Annotated in this window: 15 protein-coding genes; 9 read left to right on the top strand and 6 right to left on the bottom strand. The window is 66.0% G+C overall.

Annotated elements, in window-relative coordinates; all coding sequences use genetic code 11:
• Entirely contained in the window at window positions 1-1293 is a 1293-nt protein-coding gene (gene aroA / locus HARCEL1_RS07095; RefSeq protein WP_108381858.1) for a 3-phosphoshikimate 1-carboxyvinyltransferase, read from the bottom strand.
• Between the two features lie 88 nt (window positions 1294-1381).
• Between aroA and HARCEL1_RS07090 the strand changes: the two genes are divergently transcribed.
• Genes HARCEL1_RS07090 through HARCEL1_RS07080 form a run of 3 tightly spaced genes read left to right on the top strand, consistent with a single transcriptional unit; the run spans window position 1382 to window position 4842 of the window.
• Window positions 1382-2341 carry a 1,4-dihydroxy-2-naphthoate polyprenyltransferase gene (locus tag HARCEL1_RS07090; RefSeq protein WP_108381857.1) on the top strand — a complete coding sequence of 320 codons (960 nt, stop codon included), beginning with the start codon at window positions 1382-1384 and terminating at the stop codon, window positions 2339-2341.
• Window positions 2342-3370 carry a mandelate racemase/muconate lactonizing enzyme family protein gene (locus tag HARCEL1_RS07085; RefSeq protein WP_108381856.1) on the top strand — a complete coding sequence of 343 codons (1029 nt, stop codon included), beginning with the start codon at window positions 2342-2344 and terminating at the stop codon, window positions 3368-3370.
• On the top strand, window positions 3367-4842 hold the full coding sequence (locus HARCEL1_RS07080; RefSeq protein WP_108381855.1) for a class I adenylate-forming enzyme family protein: 1476 nt from the start codon (window positions 3367-3369) through the stop codon (window positions 4840-4842). The genes HARCEL1_RS07085 and HARCEL1_RS07080 overlap by 4 nt, the downstream gene beginning before the upstream one ends.
• Window positions 4843-4903: 61 nt before the next feature.
• Here HARCEL1_RS07080 and HARCEL1_RS07075 read toward each other — a convergent pair whose 3' ends face one another.
• The 5 genes from HARCEL1_RS07075 to HARCEL1_RS07055 form a co-directional block, all read right to left on the bottom strand.
• Window positions 4904-6967 (bottom strand): type II secretion system F family protein, encoded by a 2064-nt coding sequence (locus HARCEL1_RS07075; RefSeq protein WP_108381854.1) that lies wholly within the window; start codon window positions 6965-6967, stop codon window positions 4904-4906.
• Window positions 6967-9426, bottom strand: a complete 2460-nt coding sequence (locus HARCEL1_RS07070) for a type II/IV secretion system ATPase subunit (protein WP_108381853.1) — start codon at window positions 9424-9426, stop codon at window positions 6967-6969. Before HARCEL1_RS07070 ends, HARCEL1_RS07075 begins: the two co-directional genes overlap by 1 nt.
• A gap of 76 nt (window positions 9427-9502) precedes the next feature.
• Window positions 9503-10678, bottom strand: coding sequence for a pyridoxal phosphate-dependent aminotransferase (locus tag HARCEL1_RS07065; protein ID WP_108381852.1), 1176 nt, complete (start codon window positions 10676-10678; stop codon window positions 9503-9505).
• Window positions 10675-11163, bottom strand: coding sequence for an Lrp/AsnC family transcriptional regulator (locus tag HARCEL1_RS07060; RefSeq protein ID WP_108381851.1), 489 nt, complete (start codon window positions 11161-11163; stop codon window positions 10675-10677). The genes HARCEL1_RS07065 and HARCEL1_RS07060 overlap by 4 nt, the downstream gene beginning before the upstream one ends.
• A gap of 47 nt (window positions 11164-11210) precedes the next feature.
• Window positions 11211-11714 (bottom strand): hypothetical protein, encoded by a 504-nt coding sequence (locus tag HARCEL1_RS07055; protein WP_108381850.1) that lies wholly within the window; start codon window positions 11712-11714, stop codon window positions 11211-11213.
• A 405-nt stretch (window positions 11715-12119) separates the two neighbouring features.
• On the opposite strand from HARCEL1_RS07055, the gene HARCEL1_RS07050 reads away from it, so the two are divergent.
• The 6 genes from HARCEL1_RS07050 to HARCEL1_RS07025 all read left to right on the top strand — a co-directional run bounded on the left by HARCEL1_RS07050 (window position 12120) and on the right by HARCEL1_RS07025 (window position 23211).
• Window positions 12120-13706 carry a cellulase family glycosylhydrolase gene (locus HARCEL1_RS07050; RefSeq protein WP_108381849.1) on the top strand — a complete coding sequence of 529 codons (1587 nt, stop codon included), beginning with the start codon at window positions 12120-12122 and terminating at the stop codon, window positions 13704-13706.
• A 124-nt stretch (window positions 13707-13830) separates the two neighbouring features.
• A complete protein-coding gene (locus HARCEL1_RS07045) occupies window positions 13831-16311 on the top strand; it encodes a glycoside hydrolase family 9 protein (RefSeq protein WP_108381848.1) in 2481 nt (826 codons plus the stop codon).
• A gap of 88 nt (window positions 16312-16399) precedes the next feature.
• Window positions 16400-19120: an AAA domain-containing protein gene (locus HARCEL1_RS07040; protein ID WP_108381847.1), complete on the top strand. Its 2721-nt coding sequence runs from the start codon at window positions 16400-16402 to the stop codon at window positions 19118-19120.
• Window positions 19121-19547: 427 nt separating this feature from the next.
• Entirely contained in the window at window positions 19548-20771 is a 1224-nt protein-coding gene (locus HARCEL1_RS07035; protein ID WP_108381846.1) for a lactate racemase domain-containing protein, read from the top strand.
• 81 nt (window positions 20772-20852) lie between these two features.
• Complete coding sequence (locus tag HARCEL1_RS07030; protein ID WP_108381845.1) at window positions 20853-22694, top strand: threonine--tRNA ligase; 1842 nt, start codon at window positions 20853-20855, stop codon at window positions 22692-22694.
• Window positions 22695-22776: 82 nt separating this feature from the next.
• Window positions 22777-23211 (top strand): universal stress protein, encoded by a 435-nt coding sequence (locus tag HARCEL1_RS07025; RefSeq protein ID WP_108381844.1) that lies wholly within the window; start codon window positions 22777-22779, stop codon window positions 23209-23211.
• Window positions 23212-23214: the final 3 nt, after the last annotated feature.

Raw genomic sequence — 23214 nt, 5'->3', positions numbered from 1 at the left:
TCAATCGGAGCGCACGACGTCCACGCCCAACTCGGCCATCGTCTCGAAGAATCCGGGGAAGGAGACGTCGACGTGTTCGGCGCCTTCGATCGTCGTCTCGCCGTCGGCGACCAGGCCCGCGAGTGCGAGCGCCATCACGATGCGGTGGTCGCCACGCCCGTCGACGCGCGCCCCTTCCAGATCGGTCTCCGACCCGTGGACCAGCAGTTCGTCGTCGTGTTCGGTGACCGACGCGCCCATCCGGCCCAGTTCGTCGGCCATCGCCGACACGCGGTCGGTCTCCTTGTACCGGACGTGCTCGCAGTCGACGATCCGCGTCGTGCCGTCGGCGGCGGCCCCGACGGCCGCGAGCGTCGGGAGCAGGTCGGGCGTGTCCGCGACGCTCGCCTCGATCCCCTCCAGCGCGCCACGCTCCACGTCGATCGTCCCCGCCTCGCGATCCCAGCGCAAGGGTGCGCCCATCGCCTGGAGGTGCTCGACGATCGCCACGTCGCCCTGGGCGCTCGGTTCCGCCCCGACGACGCGGAGGCCCTCGGGCGCGGCGAGTGCGCCCGCGCTCAACAGATACGACATCGACGAGAAGTCGCCCGGCACGCGATACTCGCCGTCGCTGGCGGCGTAGGTTTGCCCGCCAGGGGCCGACCACTCCCGGCCCTCGCCGCTGGCTGCGACGCCGAACGCGTCGAGCACGTCCAGTGTGATCTCGACGTACGGGGCGGACTTGAGTGCGGTCTCCAGATCGACCGTGAGGCCGTCGGGCGTGACCGCGCCGGCCATCAACAGCGCGGAGATGAACTGCGAGGAGACGTCGCCGGGGATCGCCGCGCGCCCGCCGTCGATCGGCCCGCCGACCACGAGCGGGGCCTGCCCGTTCGCGCGCGTGCTCTCGGCCCGCCCGCCGAGTTGTTCGATCGCGTCGAGCAGCGGGCCCTGCGGGCGCGAGCGCAGCGATTCGTCACCCGTGAGGACGACGAGGCCGTCTGCGAGTGCGGCCGTCGCGGTCGTCAGGCGCATCGTCGTTCCGCTGTTCTCGCAGTTCACGATCCGGTCGGGTACGTCGGGCCGGCCGTCGAACCCGGTGATCGTCACGGCGTCGTCGCCGCGCTCGACCCGTCCCCCGAAGGCCTCGACGGCGGCCATCGTGGCCCGGGTGTCCGCGCTGACGAGCGGATTGTGCACGGTCGCCGTTCCGCCTCCGTAGCCCGCCGCGAGGATCGCACGATGCGTGTAGCTCTTCGAGGGGGGTGCGCGTGCCTGGCCCGTGACGGTCGCGGGCGTGAGTGTAACGTCCATGCTCGCCGAGTCGGTGTGGCCGACAATTAGGGGTGTCGGTGGCGTCCCCGAGCGGTACGCTTGTGGGGGTGGCCCTCCGAGCGCGGGTATGTCCGAGACTCCGTCGGTCGGGCGCGCCTGGCTCATGGCCGCCCGGCCACAGACGCTTCCGGCGGGGGCCGCGCCCGTCGTCGTCGGGTGGGCGGTCGCCGTCGTCGAGGGTGTCGTCGCCATCGGCCCCGCGATCGCGGCGCTCGTCGGCGCGCTGCTCATCCAGATCGGGACGAACTTCGCGAACGACTACTTCGACGCGCGCCACGGCGTCGACGACCCCGATCGCGAGGGCTTTACTCGTGTTACAGCAGGCGGCCTCATCGAACCCCGGCAGGTCGCCACGGCGATGGCCATCACCTACGCGCTCGCGGTCGTCGTCGGCCTGTATCTCGTTTTCGTCGGCGGCGTCCCGATCGTACTCGTCGGCCTCTCGGGGATCGCCGCGGGAATCCTCTACACCGGCGGACCCTACCCATACGGCTACTACGGGCTCGGAGACGTCTTCGTCTTTCTCTATTTCGGTGTCTTCGCCGTCGTGGGAACGTACTACGTTCAGGCGGCGGCCATCGCCGGCGCCCAATTCCCGATCGCGCCACCGCCCGGGTCGATCAGCACGCTCGCGATCGTCGCGAGTCTCCCGATGGCGGCGCTCGCGACGGCGATTCTCGTGGTCAACAACGTTCGCGATCGCGCAGACGACCGCGCGGCGGGTAAGATCACGCTCGCGGTTCGGCTGGGCGACGACTGGGCCCGGGTTGAGTACGTCGCGCTCGTCGCCGTCGCCTATCTCGTCCCGCTCGGTCTCGCGATCGCCGGCGCCCTCGACGCCGTCGACGGGGTGACACTCGCGGTGGCGCTGCCACTGGTGACGCTGCCGGGCGCGGCCCTTCTCGTCCGGACGGTCCGCCGAGAATCGGGCGAACGGCTCAACGATGCTCTCGAACGCACCGGCCAGTTGACCGTCGTCCACGCGATCACGTTCGCGGTCGGCCTCGCACTCCCGGTGGTGGTCTGAGTGGAGATCGAGCGATTCTCCCTGCCACTCGACGCACCGCTGGCGACCGCCGACGGGACGATCGCGGACCGCGACGGGTGGGTCGTCACCGTCACCCACGAGGGAACGACCGGTATCGGCGAGGCGACCCCACTCGCTGGCTGGACCGAACCGCTCGCAGCGACCGAGCACGCCCTCGGTGAGGCCCGCGAGAACGCCGCGCGGCACGGCCTCGAACGCGCGGTCGATCGTCTCGACCCGATCGCGCGTCCCGCGGCCCGCCACGGCGTCGAGTGTGCGGCCCTGGACGCCAAGGCGCGCTTGCACGAGGAACCGCTGTGGGCGACGCTCGGGGGGTCGGGCGGAGCGGTGCCGCTGAACGCGACGATCGGTCGATTCTCTCCAGAAGAGACTGCCGAGCGCGCGCGAGCGGCCGCCGAACAGGGCTTTCCCGCGGTCAAGTGCAAGGCGGGAGCCGACGATCCAGCCGTCGAGCGCGAGCGGATCGCCCGGGTGGCAGCGGCCGTCCCCGACGCGGTCGCCGTCCGGATTGACGCCAACGGGGCCTGGTCACCCGCATTCGCGAGCGCAGTGCTCTCCACGCCCGAGGCCGACGCGCTGGATCTGATCGAACAGCCGGTCGGCGCGGGGGCCCACGCTGCGCTCCGGCAGTTGCGTACCGAGACCGGCGTGTCGATCGCCCTCGACGAGTCGGTCGTCCAGGCGAGCGATCCGCTCGCGCTCGTCGATCTGGCCGACGCGTTCGTCTGCAAGCCCATGGCGCTCGGCGGCCTCGAACGCACGCGAACGGTCGCACGCGGCGCGATCGACGCCGGCCTCGATGTCGTCGTCTCGACGACCGTCGACGCCGTTCTCGCCCGCACCGCCGCGGCCCATCTCGCGGCGAGTCTGCCCGCCGTCGCGCCGTCGGGGCTCGCGACCGGTGATCGACTGGAGCGCGATCTGGCACCGGATCCCGCGACGATCGCGGACGGCCAGTTGACGCTGCCGGATCGGCCCGGGCTCGGAATCGAGGCGGTCTCTGCGTGACGGCCGTCGACCCGGGCGAGTGCGATCCGATCGCACGCCAGGCGGCCGTTTCCCCCGATCGGACTGCGATCCGCTGGCCCGCGAGCGACGACAGCGTCACCTTCGAGGCGCTCGATCGGCGCGTCGAAACGTGGGCGGTGGGACTCCGGGACCACCGTGGGGCCGATCCAGACGCTCAGGGCCCTCGGATCGGGGTCTGTGTCGAGGATCGCGCTGATTTCGTCGCCGTCCTCGGGGCGATCTGGCGGGTTGGCGCGAGCGCCGTCTTGCTCGACCCCGGAGCGCCCGATCGGACGGTCCAGCAGTGTCTGGACGTGTCCGACCCCGCCGCAGTCGTCGTCGAATCACCGGCCGATCGCGATCTCGATACGCGCCTGATCGACGTTGCGGCGCTCGGGGACGGCACCCCGTCTGCTTCCGTCCCGCCCACCGACTGGGCGGCCGAGCGCGAGGCCGTCGTCGCCTTTACGTCCGGGACGACCGGGCGGCCCCGTGGCGTGCGACTCGCGGTTCGAACGCTCGCCGCGAGCGTGGGTGGCTGGGCCGACCGGTTGGGATCGGCCGCCGAGTGCTGGCTCGACCCGCTTCCCGTCCACCACATGGGCGGGTTCATGCCGATCGTTCGAGCGATCGGGCTGGGGACGACCGCCGTCGTCGAGCGCCCGCCCGATCCCGAGCGGATCGGAGCGCTGCTCGCTGACCACTCGCTCACGGGCGTCTCTCTCGTCCCCACACAGCTGTCGGCGCTGCTGGACGCGGGGTGGTCGCCCCCCGATGCGTTGTCGGCCGTGCTCGTCGGGGGCGCGCCCGTGCCGACCGCCCTCCGCCGGCACGCGCTCGATCGGGGCGTCCCGCTCTGGCCGACCTACGGCACGACCGAGACGGCCTCGGGGGTCGCGATCGCGACGCCCGACGACCTCCACGATCGGATCGACACCGTGGGCCGCCCGCTCGACGGGGTGAATGTCACGATTCGCGATCCCGAGACGGGTGCGGCGGTCGATTCTGGCGTGACGGGTGAGATCGTCGTCGACGGGCCGAGCGTCACGCCGGGCTACTGTGACGAGTCGGGCGAGTGGTCGGCGGCGGGGCTGCGAACGGGTGATCTGGGATCGATCGAGGACGGATTTCTGTTCGTCGCGGGTCGACTCGACGACCGCATCGTCTCCGGCGGTGAGACGATCGATCCGCACGCCGTCGAGCGTGTCGTCGGCGAACACCCGGCCGTCGAGGCGGTCGCCGTCGTCGGTATTCCGGACGATCGGTGGGGCGAGCGCGTCGGCGCGGCGGTCGTCACGGACGACGCTGCCCTCCCGGACAGTGCGACGGCGACTCTCGATGCGTACGCTCGCGAGCACCTTCGCGCACCCGCACGGCCGAAAACGTGGACCGTCGTGCAGACGATTCCCCGAACGGCGTCGGGGACGGTCGACCGCGCTGCGATCCGTGATCTGATTCGCGACGACGAGTGATTCGGCTCCGCCCGATTGTATTGGCGGAGACTCACGCTCCGCCCTATTTTCCGGCGGAGACTCACGCTCCGCCCATGTTGGTGACGGCGATCCAGACGATGAGCGCGAGCGTCGTGAGGCCGACGGCGTACTTCGTGCCGGCGAGGATCTTGATGTCCCGGACGTAGCCCGCGATAAACGACGAGGCCAGCGCCTGGATCGTGACCGCGTGGAAAAACAGCATGGACATGAACCCGCCCTGGAGCAGTTCGGACTGGAACTGCCCGCCCATGCCGCCGCCGGGCGCGCTCCCACTGTTGGCCCCGACCTCGGTGACGAGCGTGCCCATCTTTTCGAGGAACTGCACCTTGAGCAGCGCCATCACGCCGAGCAGCGTGATGTAGGTCATCAGGATGATCGCGACCTGCATCCGCGTTCGAGAGATGCGCTCGCGGTCGATGTCGTCTTGATTCTCGCTGGCCTGGGCGGCCGTCGAGAGGACGTGTTGGATCTGATTCGACGCCTCCTGAGCCTCGCTGATCAGTTTGACCGTCCTGGCCAATCGGGGGATGTGGTAGTCGTTGTTGAACTCTCGGAGGGCGGTCTTCAGATCGGTGCCGTATCGCACCTTGGCGTGCATGGCGTCGAACTCGTCGGCGAGCGTCCCCGAGGAGGTATCGGAGACGACCTTGACTGATTCAAGCAGCGTCATCCCCGTCTCGTTCGCACTCGCGAGTTTCCGGAGGTTGTCGGAGAGCGATCCGATGACCCCTCGCCGGGACCGGACGTTCCACTCGTAAAACACCGTCAGCGGAACGAGATTGATGTACATCGGCAGGTAAAACCACATGAACGTCTCGCGCAACGGCGACGTGGTCATCGCATCGATCGATAGGTTCGCCCACCCGAGCAGGAGGGCGGCGACGAGTGCGACCAGCGACACGGGGACCGTGACGATCAGGACCGTCATCGGGTAGTCCCGGAAGAAGATGTGCGGTCGCTTGATGACCGTCATCACGTTGTGGGTCCCTTCTTTGCTCTTGATCTTATCGAAGATACTGTGTTCTCCGACGAACTGATTGACGAAGGAGAAATCGAGCACGTCGATGTTCTTGCCCGTGACTTCCGTCCCGCTGTCGCTGTCCGGTTCGAGGAATCCATCGCCAGGTTCGTCCTGGGTCACCGTCGAGATGACGACCAAAAATCCGATGCTGATCATCGGAATCAGGACGTAGGTCACCCCGAGCAGGAGCATCTGCTGAGAGGCGGAGGTCATCAACTCCATGACGACCAGGATGATGATGAGGAGTAGGGGGAACAAGGAGAGCGTCATGTACATCTCCCCGAACAGTTCGAGCGTGTCGAGGATGCGCTCCTGTTGTTGCTGGGCGGTCCGCATCTGCTTGTTCTTCTGGTCTTCGAGGAATCGCGTCATGTCCCCGCCCGAGTTGACGATCGACAGCATGTCGGTGAGGAACTGACTCAACTCGTCGCTGGGCGTTCGGAGCGCCTGATTCCGGATCGCGGTCCGGTAGTCGATGTCGAAGTACTGGGTCTCGCGAACGATGGTCTGGAACTCCCGAGAGACTTCACCGTAGGTGTCCTCGGAGGTGGCCATCGCGTTGAGAATCTCCAGTTGGTTCAGCCCCCCGATCGACAGGGCGTACATAAAGGACACCGAGTCCGAGAGCAGCGTATTGATCTCTCGCTCACGGGCGCTCGATCGGAAGTACGGGACCGACACGAGCGACCCAAAGCCCGTCAGAAATCCTGTCGACCCGAAGACGAGCCCCGAGACGAGAACGACGAACGGAATCTTCAGAATCTGGACGATGGTGAGGATGGGTTCCGGAAAGGTGAGTCCGAAAAACGACGGGGCACCGCCGAAGACGACGGTGACGAGCAACACGCCGATGAGCAGACCGACGGCCGTGAGCGCGCCACCGGCGATGAGGCCGACGGCCAGAGCCTTCGAGAGAAACATCTCGACGTTGTCGCCCATCCGCGCCTCGGCAAGCTTGGTGTCGACGCTGGCGACGAAGTCGCCGTCTTCGTCGAACAGTCGCTTGTACACCGGGTAGAACGCGTCACCGAAGGTGTTTCCGCTGCCGATCTGACCGCTCGGGGAATCGGTCGCGAAGCTCATCAGTCCTCGCCGGCCCCCGCCTCGGCTTTCGGCACGAACTGACCGAAGTCGTCCTCGTCGTCCTCGGTGGCGATGGTCTCGGTCAGCGCGGCGACGATGTCAGGCGACTCCATACTTCGATAGTGCTCGAAGGTCTCCTCGGCGTCGTCGAGGATGTCGGTGGTCTCTTCGAGGAGGTCCGCCGGCGGGTCCGGCCTGGGCACCATCTCCTCTTTGTCGGGATCGACCTCGATCTGGACGGACTCCATCTCACGGAGGTCTTCCAGCGATCGTTCGAGCTGTTCGTTGGCGATCAGGGTGAGGATCGTGTCCGGATCGTTGATGTACGCCTGGATCGTCGCTGCGACCTCGGTGTAGGTGTTGAGACCGTTTTTGATGAGGTACGCGAGCACGATCCGGCGCTTGAACAGCTCCTCGTCCAGACGCTCCTGGTCCCACCCGCGATCGAACTTGATCTCTTCGAGGGTGTTCGAGGACCCCATCTGGATGTAGGCGTCCGTGTCGGCCTGCCACTGATAGACGTCACGAACGTTGATCTCGTCGTTTTCGGGGGTGTACTCGTTGATCTCGGTGAGCGTCTTGTTCCGGCGGACCTTCCGCCCGTCCACCCGAGTCTGGGTCTGGATCGAGACCAGGTCCAGCGCGGTAAACAGCGTCTTCGAGACGTTGATCGGTTCGGTCGTGAACCGCTTGATGACCTCACCGACGGAGTCGGCGTGGAAGGTGGTGTAGGTGGTGTGACCGGTCGACATGACCTGGAACAGCGTTCGCCCCTCCTCACCACGGATCTCACCCATGACGATGTAGTCGGGGCGTTGACGGAGTGCGGCCTCCAGCAGGTCGAACTCGTCGATGTCCCCGACGGCGTCCTCCGAGAACGATGGGCGGGTGACGCTCGCGATCCAGTTGCGCTGGGGCAACTCGACCTCGCGGGTGTCCTCGATCGAGACGATCTTTGCGTTCGAGGGAATAAAGAGTGAGACCGCGTTCAGCGACGTGGTCTTTCCGGACGCCGTCCCGCCAGCGAAGATCATCGACTTGTGGTTCTCGATGCAGAGCCACAGGAAGGCCATCTCGTCGAGGTTGAACGTGTTCCAGTTGATCAGGTCGATCGGGGTAAAGGGGACGTCTTTGAACTGACGGATGGTGTAGTTGGTCCCGTGGTCGGACACCTCGCGACCGAGGGTCAACTGGGCACGCGACCCGTCGGGGAGTGTCGCGTCGACTTGCGGTTGGCGTTTCGAGATACCTTTGCCCGATCGCTGGGCGAGTTTGACGACGAAGTCGTCGAGGTCTTTGGTACCGTGCTCGACGTTCGTGATGATCTGCTCGTAGTCGGTGTGGTACGCGAACACGCGGGCCTCGTAGCCGTCACACGAGATGTCCTCGACGTTGATGTCGTGTTTTATCGGATCGATCTTCGAGTAGCCGATGAAGTCCCGTTTGAGCGTGTAGAGCAGTTTCTCGACCTCGTACTCGTTGAGCACGTCTCGATCCTCAGCGAGTACCGCGGGTTCGGGCCGCACGGAGATGCCGTCCAGGCCGCCTTCGAGGTCCGGACTCTCGCGGTCGCCGCCGAACAGCGATCCGCCGATCCCCCCACTGCCGGGGGCGTCGTAGACGTCGTATCGGTCGAGCAGGCGGAGCGTCTCCCGGTCGATCACGGCCGCGCGCTCGGATTCGCCGCCCTCGACGGCGATTTCGTCGTCGGAGTACCGGATCGCGGTCTTGAGTTTGCCGGCGATGAAGTCCGCGACATCGAGTTCGATCTCGTTGCGATACGGCTGGATGACGTAGTATTTGGTCTCGTTTTCCTTCCGGGAGTGGAAGATGACGACGAACGCGTAGGGCTTGTTCACCCAGTAGCGCTCGACTTCGTCGAAGTGGAGTTTCTTTGCCATCGGGACGGCTTTTTCGAGATCGTACCGGTTCGCGACGGTCGTGTGCCCCTCGACGGTGGAGAAGAAGGCGTCTTCGTCGAGGTCCTCGTTTACGTCGACGGTCCGCCGATCGACCACCTCGTCGAGTTCGCTCGCGATGTTCTCGGCGTTGCTCAACTGCCCCTCGGTCTCGGCGGGGTCGAACCCCAGATACTCGCTGGCGTCGAACGGGACGACCTCGCCCTCGCTGTCGCGCGGGCGCGATCCGTCAGCCTCGAAGTAGTACTCCTGTTTGAAATGTTCCCAGTCGTACTCGCCTTTGACGACCGTGTGCCGGGACGGATCGGCGTAATCCTCGACCGGTTCGAGGAGCGGACGGGCCTGTGCCGCCGCGCGCCGGACACGGTCGTCGGTCCGCTGCGGGTCGAATCCCAGGTACTCGCTTCGATCGAAGCGCCCGGAATCGTGGTACTCGCGCCTGAAGTCCTCCCACGAGTACTGATCCTCGTCGCGGCCCCGGGTCCGACCGAGTAACGAGGACCCGGACTCCTCGTCCCCCTCTGTGTCATCGATTGCCATTAGTCGACAACATGGGATGTGGGGAAAAAAGGTTTACGTCAGGTTTCGGCCCGTTTTCTCCCGAATATCGGCCGGTTCACCGATCCGCTTCGAACGCTTCTTCGGTGGGGAACGCCTCCACGAACCGCTCCACGCGGTCCAGGGCCTCGCGGAGACTCTCCATATCGGTCGCGTACGAGACGCGCAGATTGTCCGTCCCGCCGGGCCCGAACGCCGTCCCAGGGACCATCGCGACCTGTTCGGCCTCGATCAGCGCCTCCGCGAACGCCTCACAATCGTCCCATGGCGATTCGGGGAACGCATAGAAGGCTCCACTCGACCGGAAACAGTCGATGTTCATCTCGTCGAACCGCGAGAGGACGACCCGCCGCCGGCGGTCGTACTGGTCGCGCATCTCGGTGACGGCGTCCGCGCACGAATCCAGCGCCTCGATCGCGGCGTACTGGGCGGTCGTCGGGGCCGAGAGCATCGTGTACTGGTGGATCCGGTTCATCGCGTCGATCGCTGCGGGCGGGCCGACGGCGTACCCCAGGCGCAGACCGGTCATCGCGAAGGCCTTCGAGAACCCGTTGAGGACGATGGTTCGCTCGCGCATCCCCGGGAGCGCGGCGATCGAGACGTGATCGTGTCCGTAGGTCAACTCCGCGTAGATCTCGTCGCTGAACACCGTGAGGTCGTGTTCGCGGGCGAACGCAGCGACCGGTTCGAGTTGGTCGCGGGTCATCGTCGCGCCCGTCGGGTTGTTCGGATAGCCCATCAGGAGGACGTCGGCGTCCGCTGCGCCCGCGGCCTCCAGCGACGATCGAGTGAGGACGAACTCGTCGTCGCGTGTCGGCACGCGGAGCACGTCGGCCCCGACGAACGTGGCGTTCGCGACGTACGAGACGTAACTCGGGTCGACCACGGCGACGGTGTCGCCCGGATCGACGAGCGCGCGATGCGCGAGATCCAGCGCCTCGCTCACGCCCGTCGTGACGACGATTTCGTCGTCGGGGTCGTAGGTCAGGTCGTACCGCGCGAGATCGGCGGCGATCGCCGCGCGCAACTCGCGTTTCCCTCGATTGGCGGTATACGAGGTCTTGCCCCGCTCCAGCGAGTCGATCGCGGCCTGGCGGGCGGTCCACGGGGCCGAGAAGTCGGGTTCGCCCACGCCCAGCGAGATCAGATCGTCGACTTCCTCCGCGAGTTCGAAAAACCGGCGGATCCCCGACGGTCCGACGCGGTCGACCCGTTCGGACGGTTCGATCGTCATGGCGAGATCGAGAGTCGATCGTCGTCGTCACCGTCACCGAACGCGATGCCCTGCTCTTTGTAGGTCTCCATGACGTAGTGGGTCACCGTCTGGGTCACTTCGGGGATCGGAGCGATCTCGTCGCTGACGAACCGGGAGACCTCCTCCATCGATTCGGCCGAGACCTCTGCGGCGAAATCGAAGTCGCCGCTCACCAGGCGCAACGAATCGACCGGCGGGTACTTCACGATGCGATCAGCGATGTCCCGATAGTTGGTCTCCCGATCGAGTGTGACGTTCAACTCAACCATCGCCGTGACGCGCGATCGCTCGGCGTTCGACCAGTCCACGACCGCGCGATAGCCGCGAACGACGCCGTCGTCTTCCAGATCGTCGACGACGGATTCGACGGTCGACTCCTCGCAGTCGGTCATCTCCGCGATCTCGGTGACCGAATACCGGGCGTTCTCCCGGAGTACAGCGAGAATTTCGGCTCGTTCGTCCATACAGGCGTGCCGACCAGCGCGAGTAAAAACGTTTCCGCTCGGTCCGATCAGTCCCAGTCGACCGGGCCACCGAGCAGTTCGAACGCCTCGGCGGTCGTGATCGCGGCCAACACGTCGTTGACCTCGGCGCGGTACTGCTCGACGGTGGGGGCACCACCGGGAGACTGACTCTCGACCCGGTGGCAGGCCTCGTCGTAGGCAGCACGCAGTGCGCGACAGAACCGTGCTCGGGCCGCAAGACGCCGGACCATCGATCGGACGTCCACGTCGTCGATCGGTGGAGGGACTGTCGTGTCGACAGTCGTCCCGAGCGCCGCGGGATCCCCGACGAGGCCGACCTGCGGGAGCCGTTCGGTCCGCTCCGGAAGTGGCCCGACGCCGTCCGTATCGAGGAGGACCAGCACGTCGCAGTAGTCGTCGATCCGCGCGTCGAGGTCCGTCGACGGGTACGCGACCCGGACGGTGTGATCTTCACGCAGTCGGGTCGCCACCCGATCGACGGTGTCGGGTGTCCGGCCGGCGACGACGACCACACCGCCACGCAATGCCATGTCCGAGGCCGACGGCGGGATGGGGTAAAAATATCAGGGGCCAACGACTTGGTTGGCGACCGATGTTTTTGAAACTGAACCATCGAATCAAGAGAAACACTATCGAGCTATCGATCGATTCCGACCGGGACATTTGTTCGTATAGATGATACGTATCGAAACAGTCTCCGTCACGTATCACGATCGTTTCATAGGCTGTCGACGCGAAACATTGTCGTCACTGGCGGGCGTGATCTTGGTCCTCTGGGCGGAGATAGAGTGGACCGTCGTCGGTCTCGGGGGGTGGCCGCCGTCGGTGTGTCGAACGAGAGGCGATCCTGCCGGCCGAGCGACGATAATTTTTATACTCATTGGCCACAAATTTAAGACCGTTCGATTGCGACGGCGCGATCCGGTAGTTCACCCATGACCCAGGACCACACCGACTCGACACCAGCATCGACCGCCCGACAGTCCCGGCGAACGTTCCTCAAGACCGTCGCGGCGGGGACCGCCGGCGGCCTCGCACTCTCCGCGATCGGGACGCCGACCGCGGGTGGAATTCCGACCCCTCGGCTCGAACGGTCGGGGGCCGACATCGTCGATCCGACCGGCCAGAAGGTCGTGCTTCGCGGCGTCAACATCGCGGATCCCCGGCGGATCAACGCCACCGCTCAGGCCCGTGGGAAGACGACCGAACAGGTCATCGACTTCGCGACCGACGAGTCCGCGGGCTGGAACTCGCGGGTGATCCGACTCCCCATCCATCCCGGCGACGTCGCGGGCCTGCCACCGATTCCTCACGCCGACGTCCGCGTTCACGAGCCGATCACGTTCACCGAGGAGGAACTCCTCAGCTACTGTGAGAACCACCTCGACCCCGCCGTCGAGCGCTGCAAGCAAAACGGGGCGTACGCCATCGTCGACTATCATCGCCACTGGGGCGAGGGCGAACTCCCGTGGGACGACCCGACGCTCTCCGAGGAGGTCCAGCTGTTCTGGGACGTCGTCGCGCCACGCTACGCCGCAGAGGATCACGTCATCTACGAGATGTACAACGAACCGACCGCGCCGAACATGGGTGGGACGCCCGTCGTCAACGGCTGGTCGGCGGACATCTGGAGCGACTGGGTCGAAACCTGCCAGCCCTGGATCGACACGATCCGCGAGCACAGCGATACGTTCACCATCGTCGGGTCACCGATGTGGTCCCAGTACCCCGAGGGTTCGCTCGTCGAGGAACCCGACGGTGGGAACCTCGGTTACACCTACCACATCTATCCTGGCCACTCGATCAGCGACACCGGCGACTGGGACGGCACCATCGAGGGCGAGGACGACGACGCGACCGACCAGAACAACGGCGAGGGCGTCTACGAGTGCCACGAGGAGGTCCCGCTGTTCGTCACGGAGTTCGGCTGGCAGACCGACATCGGGGCCTACCCGACCATCGGGACGACCGAGGAGTTCGGTGAACCGTTCCTCGCGTGGCTGGAGGAGAACGAACTCTCCTGGACGGCGTGGTGTTTCGACCCCGTCTGGCTCTCCGCGATGGTCGAACGCGACTTCCCGACCGACGACTCCGAGGACGCCATCGGTGACCCCTACTCGGGAACGATCCCCACGCACTGTGAGGATTTGCCGTGTGACTGGGTCGCCCTCGACGGCGCGGACATGGGCGAGTACGTCCGTCAGGTGCTCGAAGAGAAAGCCAACGATATGGTTCCTGGTGAGGGGTCCTCGGAGACGACCCCGACGCCCACGGACCCGACGCCGACCACGACGACGCCCACGCCCGACGAACCCACGTGGCCGGCCGGCGCGACCGACCCCGACGGCGACGGCCGCTACGAGGACATCAACGGCGACGGCACCGCCAACTTCCCGGACGTGAACACCCTGTTCCAGAACGCGGATTCGCCCGAGGTCCAGGCCAACGATAGTTTCTACGACTTCGACGGCGACGGTGACGTCGACATGCAGGACGTGCTCGCACTGTTCGAGATGGTCTGACGGCCGGGCCGAAACACGTTGTCCTTCTTCAGTAATTTTCTGTAAATCGGCGGTTTAGGTGGGGTGAACCGCAAAATTTTCCGGTATCGGGTTCGAATCAAAATGGGTGGGTGGAGGTTCACATATGAAACGTTCAGACACAGAGACGAACTCGACGGACACGCCAGGATCGACCGCGACGGGTCGTCGACCCGGGTGGATCACCCGGCGTTCGGCGTTGGCTGCCGGCGTTGGACTCGCGATGGCCGGCAGTCCGCTCCTCACGGGCACTGGCCTGGCGGGAACACCAGCGAAAACCGAATCGGGCGAGTACAACTACGCGCACGCTCTCCAGCAGTCGCTGTATTTCTACGACGCGAACCGGTGTGGGCCGAAAGCCGAGGACGATCGGCTTCCGTGGCGTGGTGATTGTCACCTGACCGACCAGGAGATCCCGCTCGAACCCATCTCGGAGAAAGGGGCCAGCGAGAACGGTGTCTTCCTCTCCGAGTCGTTCATCGACGACCACCGCGAGATTCTCGACCCGGAGGGCACCGGGACGGTCGATCTCTCCGGTGGGTATCACGACGCGGGCGACCACGTCAAGTTCGGCCTGCCACAGGCCTATTCGGCGTCGACGCTCGCCTGGGAACTGTACGAGTTCCCCGAGGCGTTCAAAGCGGCCGGACAGTACGAGGAGGCCACGCGCCTGCTCCGGGGCTTTACGGATTACTTCCTCAAGAGCACGTTCCGCAACGACGACGGCGACGTCGTCGCCTTTTGTTATCAGGTCGGTGAGGGGGTTGCCGACCACGACTACTGGGGACCGCCCGAACTCCAGCGGACCAGCGAGCAACCCCGCCCGGCCTATTTCGCGACCGAAGACAAGCCAGGGAGCGATCAGACGGCGGGCGCGGCCGCCGCACTCGCCGTGGCGAGTCTCGTCTTCGAAGACGACGACCCCGACTACGCCGCCGAGTGTCTCGACGCCGCGACAGCACTCTACCCGTTCGCGCGGTCGAATCGTGGTCTGGGGTACAACGGCGGCTTTTACGGATCGACGTACGACGACGACGAACTCGCCTGGGCCGCCGTCTGGTTGCACATCGCGACCGGCGAGGACCACTACATCGAACACATTACCGAGACCGACAGCGAGGGCAACTTCACCGGCTATCTCCGGCGCATCATCGACAGCGCGGGCGACAACTGGGAAAACATCTGGATTCACTCCTGGGACACCGTCTGGTCGGGCGTCTTCTTGAAACTCGCCGCCGCGACCGACAACGAGCGGTGGTGGTCGATCGCGCGCTGGAATCTGGAATACTGGACCGGTGGCGCGGTCGATCACGAAGACGGTGACACCGATTACATCGCGACCACTCCGGACGGCTTCAGCGTGCTCACGACGTGGGGATCGGCCCGATACAACGCCGCTGCGCAGTTCTGTGCGATGGTGTATCGCAAGTATCGCGACACCGAGAAGGCCCGTGCGTTGACCGACTGGGCCAAAACCCAGATGGACTACATCATGGGCGAGAACCCGTTCGGGTATTCGTTGATCGTGGGGTTCGGGGCCGATGGCGGGGAGGACGGGAAAGCCCACGCCGAACATCCCCACCACCGCGCCGCTCACGGGTCGCTCACCAACAGCATGGACGATCCAAGCCAGCATCGCCACACGCTGTGGGGTGCGCTCGTCGGCGGCCCGGACGGAGAGGGCGTCCACGAGGACGTGACCAGTGAGTACGATGTCAACGAGGTCGCGATCGACTTCAACGTCGGACTGGTGGGCGCGCTCGCGGGCTTCGTCGAGTACTACCACGAGGGCGAACCGATAGAGGAGTTCCCACCACAGGACCCGCCGCTCGACGACACCATCGAGCGGTTCCCGCCGATGGAACCGCCGATCGACCCCTATTTCGTGACTGCCGAACTCGCCCAGGAGACCGATGCGCGCACCCAGGCGAAGATCACGCTGTACAATCGATCCTTCAACCCGCCCCACTACGAAGACGGCCTCAGCGCCCGATATTTCTTCGACATCAGCGAACTCCGCGAGGCGGGCCAGACCATCGACGCCGTGGAGGTTGCGGTCATGTACGACGAACAGGAGGCCCGCTACGAGGGCGAGTGCGATGTGACTGGTCCGCACGCCTGGGACGAAGAGGCCGGCATCTACTACGTCGATATGGACTGGTCCGGCCCCGATATCTACGGCAAGCGGGAGTTGCAGATCGCGCTCATCGCCGCCCAGGCCGACGACTTCGAACCGCACTGGGACCCCACCAACGACCACAGCTATCGCGGGATCGACCCCGACGGCGCGAGCGTCGTCCCGGAGATTCCGGTGTATCTCGACGGCGAGTTGGTCTACGGCGAGGAACCCGACGGGAGCGGTGCCGACGGGCCGCCCGCGGTCGACGGGGTCCGCCCCACCGATCCCGACGACGACGGGTTGTACGAGGACCTCTCGGGTGACGGGACGCTGAACTTCCCCGACGTGAATCGCCTGTTCCAGAACACCGACAGCGCCGCGATCCAGGACAACAGCGCGTATTACGACTTCACCGACGACGGCATCGTCGACCAACAGGACGTGCTCGCGCTGTTCGAGATGGTCTGAGCGGTCAGCCACGCGCTGCCGATCGACCGACCCGCCACCGCCGTTCGATGACCGACACGTCTTTACTCGGACCGACCCTGCCGACCCTGTGCACCTTCGGGGCCCCGTCGCGTCGATTTCGGACGTCGAGGACACGCCGGGCGATCGCCGCACCGTCACGATCCGTCCGGACAAGGGTCGATCCGACCCCGTCGCGGTCGACCTCCTCGGGAAGTGGACCGAGACGGCCGCGGTTCTCGACCCCGGCATGGAGGTCGCTTTCTACGATCTGGAAGACGGCGACCCGTGGCTCGCGGACCGATCCGCGACCGTCGTCGTCGAACCCGACGTCGTCGTCGACGTGACCGACATCCGCGAGTGGGTCCAGTGCCCCCGGCAGTACTATCTCGACAAACTCACCGGGACGCCGCTGGCGTACCCCGTCGTCAAGGGGACGATCGTCCACGAGGTCTTCGGTGACCTCCTCCGCGGGATCGACAGCGAGGCGGCCGTCGAGCGCCGGGTCCACGAGGCCGGTCTCGAACTCGGGTTGCTCGATAAAGACGCCGCGACGGTGCGTGACGACGTGAGTGATCACGCTCGCGCGATCGAGGGCTGGCTTGCTCAGGGATCGCTGCCCGACGGCGGCCAGCAGTTCGCACCGGCGGAAAGCGAGTGGCGCTCGGAGATCACGCTCATCGACGAGCGATTGTCGATCAAGGGGCGGGCCGACGCCGTCCGGCGTGGCGCGCCCGTCGAGTTGAAGACGGGCAAGAACACCCGTCGCGAGCCACGCTTCGAGGACAAGATCCAGGCGACGGCGTACGCACTCTTGCTCTCCGGGGGCGACCGCGAGGCCGCGCCCGACACCGGAACGCTCCTGTATACGAAAAACGCCGCCGTCGAGCGCACCGAGATCGGCGGTGACCTCTCGCCCGCCAAGGACTTCTCGATCGGTGATGGCCTCATGCGATTCGTCATCCGCGCGCGCAACGAGATCGCCGCGATGGAGGCCCAGCGCGCGATCCCGACCGGCGAAGAGGCCGACGCGACCTGTGAGTACTGTTTCGAACAGGACACCTGCATGGCGCTCGCGGGCCGGCTGGATCAACACTCCAAGGCCGGCGCGGTCGGGAAAGCGCTGCCGAGCGCCGAACGCGAGTACGTCGACGAGTTTTATGACGCGATCGAGGCCGAGCGGCACGCGATCCATTCCTCGTTCACCGATCTCTGGGAGCAGTCCGCCGACGACCGGGCCGACGCGGACCGCGCGCTCGTCGATCTCGACCCGTGCGGCCGGACTCAGCGCGATGACGGCCGCTGGGAACTCCGCGCGCGCTCGACGGGCGCCATCTCGAAGATCCGCGAGGGCGACATCGTGCTCGCGAGCGACGGCGATCCGGTCGGGGGAAGCGCCGAACTCGCGCGCGTCGAGCGACTCGGTGGGTCGCCCGCAGATGCGAGCGGCGAAGATGCGGACGGCACAGATGCGTCCGAAGACGCCGCCGACGTGATCGTCACGACCGACGAGCCACTCGATCTCTGCCGACTCGACATCTACCCCTCCGACATCGGGGTGGATCGCATGCTGACGGCGATCCACGACGCCGTGCTGGCGCGCCCGCCCGAGCGCAAGGACGTGCTGTTCGAGCGGCGCGCCCCATCCTTCGAAGACGTCGACGCGACCTTCGTCCCGAACAACGACGCTCAGGACCGCGCGGTCCGCCGGGCGGTCGCCGCCGAGGACTGTGCGCTCATCCACGGCCCGCCCGGGACGGGCAAGACCTACACGCTCGCCCGCCTTGTCGACGCGCTGGTCGAACGCGGCGAGCGCGTGCTCGTCTCGGCGTTCACCAATCGCGCAGTCGACACCGCCGTCGAGGCGATCCGCGAGCGCGGGGTGAGCGTCGTCCGGATGGGCACCGAGAGCGGCGTCTCCGAACCGGTCGCGGACTGCCGACTCGATCCGGCGGGCGACCCGGACGAACGCGCAGCGACGCTGCGCGAGGCGGACGTGATCGCCGCGACGACGGCGACCTGTGGCTCGCGGGTGATGCGCGAGCAGTCGGTCGACGTCGCGGTGATCGACGAGGCCGGACAGTTGACCGAACCGGGTGCGCTCGCGGCGATCGCACTCGCGGATCGGTTCGTCCTCGTCGGTGACCACCACCAGTTGCCGCCCGTCGTCCAGAGCGACCCCGATGCGGGGGCGACCCTCTCGCGATCGCTGTTCGAGCGCCTCATCGACACCTATCCCGAGGCCGGCGTCATGCTGACCAAGCAGTACCGCATGGCTCAGCGCATCCAGGCGTTCCCCTCTCGGGAGTTCTACGACGGACGGCTGCGCCCCGCGGACGGCGAGACTGCCGCCCAGCAGATCGCAGACCTCGCGAGCGTCGACGCCGCGGCGTTGCCCGCTCACCTCCGCCGGCGAGTCGCGTTCGTCGATCCCGACGGGGACGACGAGGGCGCGGTGAATCCCCGCGAGGCCGACACCGTCGAAGAGATCGTCGCGGCCTATCGCGCGGCGGGCGTGCCCGACGAATCGATCGGCGTGATCGCGCCCTATCGCGCGCAGGTCGCGGCGATCGAGCGCCGCGTGCCCGAATCGATCACCGTCGACACGGTCGATCGCTTCCAGGGGTCGAGTCGTGAGGTGATCGTCCTCTCCTTTGTCGGGACGGGATCGCTCGACGGGCCGATATTCGAGGACTATCGTCGTGTGAACGTCGCGCTCACCCGGGCGAAGAAGGCGCTCGTCCTCGTCGGCGATCGGGAGGCCCTGGAGAGTGATCCGGTGTACGCGCGCCTGGTCGAGTGGGCGGACTGAGACGACTGGACCAGTCGACGGTGGTGACCTTGGCCCGACGAAACAGGAGTTCATCGAGTATCTGGAAACTGGACTCGTCGAACGTGACTTCGAAAACCGGTTTAAATTAGTCGCGAAGATCCGCGACCGACTGGCCGACCTCTCGGACGTGATCGCTCCGTTCGAGATCGAGTTCCTCGGCGAGATAATCGACTGTTTCTCCAAGACCCATACATAGACAAAACTCGGCGGAGGGTGTAAATTTGCTGCCAGTCGATCCATCGCACCTTCTTCAGGCAGTTGCCGAGCGCAACTGGATAGTGCGCTTGGTCGGGTTACAGACTGACAGCGTCCAACTGTCCCAAGAAGTCACCGTCTCTGATGCCCGAGACTGGCACGCTACCCTCGGGGGCAACTGATTTGTGCGGGCCGACCGTCTCGCCGAGCGATGAGTTTCAGCGTCCCGCACGGCGACGAGTATCTCGATGTCGACTTGCCCGGCTGTTCGGTGACCGTCGCGGAACTGCCCGGCGGAGACCCGATCGACGTGCGCGAAGCCGCCGAAGATGCCGTCGCCGACCCGCACGGTGAGCCACTCGCCGACCGCGTCGACGGAGACGACGACATCGCGATCGTCGTCACGGACGTCACACGCGACGCGCCCGATGGCGTCCTCGTCGACGTGCTGATGGACGAACTCGCCGAGGTTGGTGTCGACCGCGATCAGGTCACGATCGTCATTGGCCTGGGCCTCCACGGCCCGATGGACGAAGAGCAGATCGAAGACGAACTCGGCGAGTACGCCGATCTCGCGGAGAATCACGACCCCGACGAGGTCGTCGAAGTCGGCCAGGTCGGCGACGTCCCCGTCGAGGTGTACGAACCCGTCGCCGAGGCCGACCGGGTGCTGACGACCGGGCAGAGCGAACCCCACCAGTACGCGGGCTTCTCGGGCGGCGCGAAGACGGTCGTCATCGGTGCTGGCGGCGAGGCGATCATCAAGTTCACCCACGGCCCGGAGATGCTCAGTCAGGACGCCGTCAAACTGGGCACAATCGACGGGAACCCGTTCCGCGAGGCCGTCGAGACCGCGGGCGAGCAGATCGGCCTGGACTTCTGTCTCAACGTCTTGCCCGGGCCCGAGGGCTTCCTGGCGGCGTCGGCGGGCGATTCCGGTGCAGTCGTGCGCGACCTGGCCGAGGACGCCCGCGACGCGCTGGCCTACGAGGTCGAGGACGAGTACGACGTCGTGATCTCCGGGGTGGGTGCGCCCAAGGACGCCCAGCTGTACCAGACGACGCGCGGGATCACCTACGTCGTGCTCTCGGACGGCGCACCCGTCAAGGAGGGTGGGCGCGTGGTCGTTCCGGCCGTCCTCGACGAGGGGTACGGATCGGGCCGGGGTGAGGACCGCTTTTACGACTGGCTCTCGAACGCCGACGACGCCGAATCGTGCTATCAGGCGATGCTGGAGGGGTACGAACCTGGGGCTCAGCGTGGGTTCGTCACCGTCCGATCGTTGCGTCACGCCGACGCCTACATCACCGACAGCGAGGACCCCGAACTCGTCGAAGAGTGTCTCATGCACGCCCGTGACCACGTCGCGGACGCCGTCCCGATGGGCTCGAAGGTGCTGGTCGTCCCCAAGGCCCCGAAGACACTGCTGGTGTGAGTGCCGTCGGCCGTCTCACCGCCCGCACTCTGACGGCCACGCTTTCGGCACCCTTTTGGCCGCCCATCGGAAGGTAGGGATATGCGTTTGCTGTTCATTCACTCGGATCACCTCGAATTCGAGGCGACCGAGGAAGCGGCCGACGGGCTCGGTGAGACCGAGGGGGTCCCGATGGACGGACGGATGGAAGACTGCGTGACGGTCTTCATCAGCGTCGAGAGCGACGATGCCGAGAGCATCGACGGCGTCGTCGAGAACGCACTCGCGGAACTCGACGACGTCACGGGCCAACTCAACACGACCGACGTCGTGCTCTATCCGTACGCACACCTGAGCGAGGACCTCGCAGATCCTGACTCCGCGAAGACGGTGATGCAGGACCTCGAAGCGGGCCTCGAAGCCGAGGGCTACAGCGTGCTGCGAGCACCCTTCGGCTGGTACAAGGCCTTCGAGATCTCGTGTAAGGGCCACCCGCTCTCCGAACTCTCCCGACACGTCTCTCACGAGGCGCCCGACGAGGAACCCGAGGACGAACCGCGCGCGCCCAGCGACTGGCGCGTCCTGTTCCCCGACGGATCGAGCGAGTCCGCGATCGCGGCGAAAGACGAGGTCGACGACGACATGACGGCCTTTATCGAAGACGAGGTCCAGGACATCGTCGCCAGCGAAGGCGAGGAGCCACCCCACGTCTCTTTGATGCGCGAGAAAGGCCTCGTCGATTACGACGACCTCTCCGATACGGGGAACCTGCGCTGGTACCCCCGGGGAAAACTCGTTCGGGATGCACTCATCGAGTACGTGAACGACCTCGTCGTCGAGTACGGTGGGATGCCCGTCGAGACGCCGATCATGTACGATCTGGGCGCGCGCTCGATCGACGAACACGCCGGCAAGTTCGGGGAGCGCCAGTACCGGTTCGACTCGGGCGATCGCCGGATGATGCTGCGGTTCGCCGCGTGTTTCGGCCAGTTCTCGATCATGCGAGACATGCACATCTCGGTGAACGACCTCCCGATGCGGATCTACGAGATGTCGATGTACTCGTTCCGCCGCGAACAGCGCGGAGAGGTGACGGGGCTCAAGCGCTTGCGAGCCTTCACCATGCCCGACATGCACACCGCGACCGAGGACATGGATCAGGCCCGCGCGGAACTCCAGGCGCAAGCGAAACTCTCCCTGGAGACTGCCGACGACCTCGATCTCGATTACGTCCCGGCGATCCGGGTGACCCAGGAGTTTTACGACGACAACGAGACGTGGATCGACGAGTTGGTCGCGGATCTCGATACGCCGTCGCTGCTCGAAATCATCCCCGAACGGCACCACTACTGGTCGGCGAAGATCGACTTCGCGGCGATCGATGGCCTCGGCCGGCCGATCGAGAACCCGACCGTCCAGATCGACGTCGAGAGCGCCGAGCGATTCGATATCGAGTATTCGGACGGCACCGACCAGTTCCACCCGCCGATCTTGCATTACTCGCCGTCGGGCGGGATCGAACGCGTCGTCGCCGCCCTGCTCGAACAGACTGCGCGCATGGACACCCCACAGTTGCCGACGTGGCTCTCCCCGACCCAGGTCCGATTCATCCCCGTCGACCCCGACAGCCACGCCGACTACTGTCTGGATCTGGTCGATCAGTTGGAAGACGCCGAGATCCGCGCGGACGTCGACGACCGCGACGAGTCGGTCGGCAAACGCATCGCTCGCGCCGAGACCGACTGGACGCCCTACTACGTCGTCGTCGGCGACCGCGAGATCGAGGGCGAGGAGATCGGCGTCAACGACCGCTCGGCCGACACCGAGCACGATCTGACCATCGACGAACTGATCGATCAGGTCGACGCGGACATCGGTGAACTCCCCCGTGTCCAGCGATATCTCCCGCGACGGGTCAGCAATCACCCGCATTTCACCGGGTGACCGAGACAGCCCGCCGTCTCAGACGGCTGGCCAGGGCCCGACGGCCACCACCGTTTTTGAGTCTCGGGGTTCTCTCCCGTGTATGTACGACCGCATTCTCGTGCCGACCGACGGGTCGACGGGGACGGCTCGAACGCTCGAACACGCCGCATCGATCGCGAACGCGTTCGACGCCTCCGTCGACGTGCTCTACGTCCTCGACGAACGGATGTACCAGGCCGCCTCCGAGGACGCCACCGAGGACGTCATTCGCTCGCTCGAAGAGGAAGGCGATCGGGCCATCGACGACGCGGTGACCCGCCTCGAAGACGACGGCGTCGAAGCTACAGGCCACCTGGAGCGTGGCATTCCGTATCGGGACATCATCGCCTTTAGCGAGGACAACGCCGTCGACCTGATCGTGATGGGGACCCACGGGCGCAGCGGTCGGGACCGTCTCGCGAAGATGGGGAGCGTGACCGATCGGGTCGTGAAAAACGCAGACGTGCCCGTGATGGTCGTCGATATCGAGGCCTGACGC

Origin of the sequence: Halococcoides cellulosivorans (genome assembly GCF_003058365.1) — an archaeon.
In the GTDB taxonomy this organism is placed as follows: Archaea; Halobacteriota; Halobacteria; order Halobacteriales; family Haloarculaceae; genus Halococcoides; species Halococcoides cellulosivorans.
This window is presented reverse-complemented; position numbering and strand designations above follow the sequence as displayed.